General features: G+C 72.0%; 3 protein-coding genes. 2 read left to right on the top strand and 1 reads right to left on the bottom strand.

The genetic code is table 11. The features are described 5' to 3' along the window. Positions 1-71: 71 nt before the first annotated feature. A complete protein-coding gene (gene nadC, locus G6027_RS09655) occupies positions 72-893 on the top strand; it encodes a carboxylating nicotinate-nucleotide diphosphorylase (protein ID WP_182636986.1) in 822 nt (273 codons plus the stop codon). A 65-nt stretch (positions 894-958) separates the two neighbouring features. Continuing rightward, positions 959-1,483, top strand: coding sequence for a hypothetical protein (locus tag G6027_RS09650; protein ID WP_182636984.1), 525 nt, complete (start codon positions 959-961; stop codon positions 1,481-1,483). A gap of 9 nt (positions 1,484-1,492) precedes the next feature. On the opposite strand, the gene G6027_RS09645 is transcribed toward G6027_RS09650, so the two are convergent. Next, positions 1,493-1,919 (bottom strand): hypothetical protein (locus G6027_RS09645; RefSeq protein ID WP_182636983.1); only part of this gene is annotated, 427 nt, incomplete at its 5' end.

Genomic DNA, 1,919 nt, shown 5'->3' with positions numbered 1-1,919 from the left:
GCGTGGGCTCGCCGGCCCCCGGGGGCGACGACGACGACGAGTACTTCGACCCCGACACCCGTGCCGACGCCCTGACCGCGATCAGGCGCGCCCTCGAGGAGGACCTGCGATACGGCCCGGATGCCACCTCGCTCGCCACGGTGCCCGCGGACGCTCGTGCCACCGCCCGCCTCGCGACCCGGTCCGACGGGGTGGTGGCCGGGTTGCCGTTGATCGACATGGTCCTGGCCGAGGTGATCGGTCACGACTACTCGGTCACCCTCCTCGCCCGCGACGGGGACCGCGTCTCGGCCGGCGACGTGGTGGCCGAGATCAGCGCTCCGACTCTCGGGCTGCTCACCGCCGAGCGGACCCTGCTCAATCTCGTGTGCCACCTCTCCGGGGTGGCGACCGCGACCCGGGCGTGGGTCGACGAGCTCGCCGGAACCGGCTGCGCCGTTCGCGACACCCGTAAGACCATGCCCGGCATGCGCCTGCTGCAGAAGTACGCCGTCCGCTGTGGCGGCGGGGTCAACCACCGCCTCGGCCTCGGAGACGCGGTCCTGGTCAAGGACAACCACGTGGTGGCCGCCGGCGGGGTGATACCGGCCCTGGCCGCCGTACGCGAGCGGTTCCCGGACCTGCCCTGCGAGGTCGAGGTGGACTCCCTGGAGCAGCTCGACCACATGCTCGACTCTGGAGTCGACCTGGTCCTGTTGGACAACTTCCCCGTCTGGCAGACGCAGATGGCCGTGCAGCGACGGAACGCGATCTCGCCCCGTACCCTGCTGGAGTCCAGCGGCGGCCTCGGCCTGGACGTCGCCGCCGACTACGCGCGCTGTGGTGTCGACTTCCTCGCCGTCGGCGGGCTCACCCACTCGGTGGCGGTCCTGGACCTCGGACTGGATATGTGAGGTCCACCCCACCCGGCCGTTCTGGTGAGGTGTCGACCGCCGGAACCCGCGTAAAGTTTGATGTCATGACGGGCTTCTGGGACACGAGCGAGAAGAGTACGCCGGCGGAACGACGGCAGCAGCGGATGGCGGAGGCACGCCGACGCGTGGAGTCGGGGGAGAACACCTCGCCGCCGCCCCCGCGGCCGGCTCCCGGCACGCCCGCCCGGAGCCGCTCGGCCCGCTCGCCCAGGGCGGCCACCGTGGACCCGCTGTCGGTGACCGGAGCCCAGTTCGCCGTCTGGCGCAGCGTGCAACACTTCTGCGCCACCGATTCGCTCCCGGACGCCCGCGGGGCCGATCTGGACCTGCTGGTCGCCTGGTCGGATTCCATCCAGCCGTTCCGGCTGCGGCAGCGGATAGTGGCGCGGCTGGACTCCCAGGGGGCGTGGCTGCCGGTCTGCTACGCCAAGGACGGCGCCCGTGAGGCCATCACGCAGGCTCAGGCCGACCGCTACCGGGAGGCCAGGCTCGGGGAGTCCACGCTCTCCGGGGGAGCGCAGAAGTCTCTCAAGGAGACCGACCACCCGGAGTCCACGACCTCGCTCTGAGCAGGGACCTCAGCGAGCGGCGAGCGCGAACCGCCGGCCCCGCGGTCGCGGGCCGGTACTGAGCACCATCTCGTCGGCACCGGACTCCCGGCCGGCCGGGCCCGTGGTCTCCTTGGTGGCGGTGACCTCGTCGTCGTGATGGTCGTCGGCGACTGTGCCGTCCTCGTTCCGCTCGCCGGTCAGGTCGACGGCCTCGGCGTCGCCGGGGTGTTCATCCACCGCGACGATCGCCCCCTCCCGCTCGAGCTCGATGATCGCGGTGCGGGCCGCCCGGGCGTATCGCAGGTTCCGCATCGCGGGGGTGTCGGTGTCGGGGTCGGAGGGGTCCACGTCGGCCAGCCTCAGCGGCTCGCCCGAGTGGGCCTCGTAGGCCTCACAGACCGATTCGACGATCTCGTCCACCCCCAGGCTGTCCCATTCTCCGAGCTTGTCCACG

Origin of the sequence: Dietzia sp. SLG310A2-38A2 (genome assembly GCF_014145095.1) — a bacterium.
Classification (GTDB): Bacteria; Actinomycetota; Actinomycetes; order Mycobacteriales; family Mycobacteriaceae; genus Dietzia.
This window is presented reverse-complemented; position numbering and strand designations above follow the sequence as displayed.

What these genes read in the sequence shown, in the direction of transcription:
- G6027_RS09650 (WP_182636984.1), top strand. Translation starts at nt 959, where the DNA reads ATGACGGGCTTCTGGGACACGAGCGAGAAGAGTACGCCGGCGGAACGA.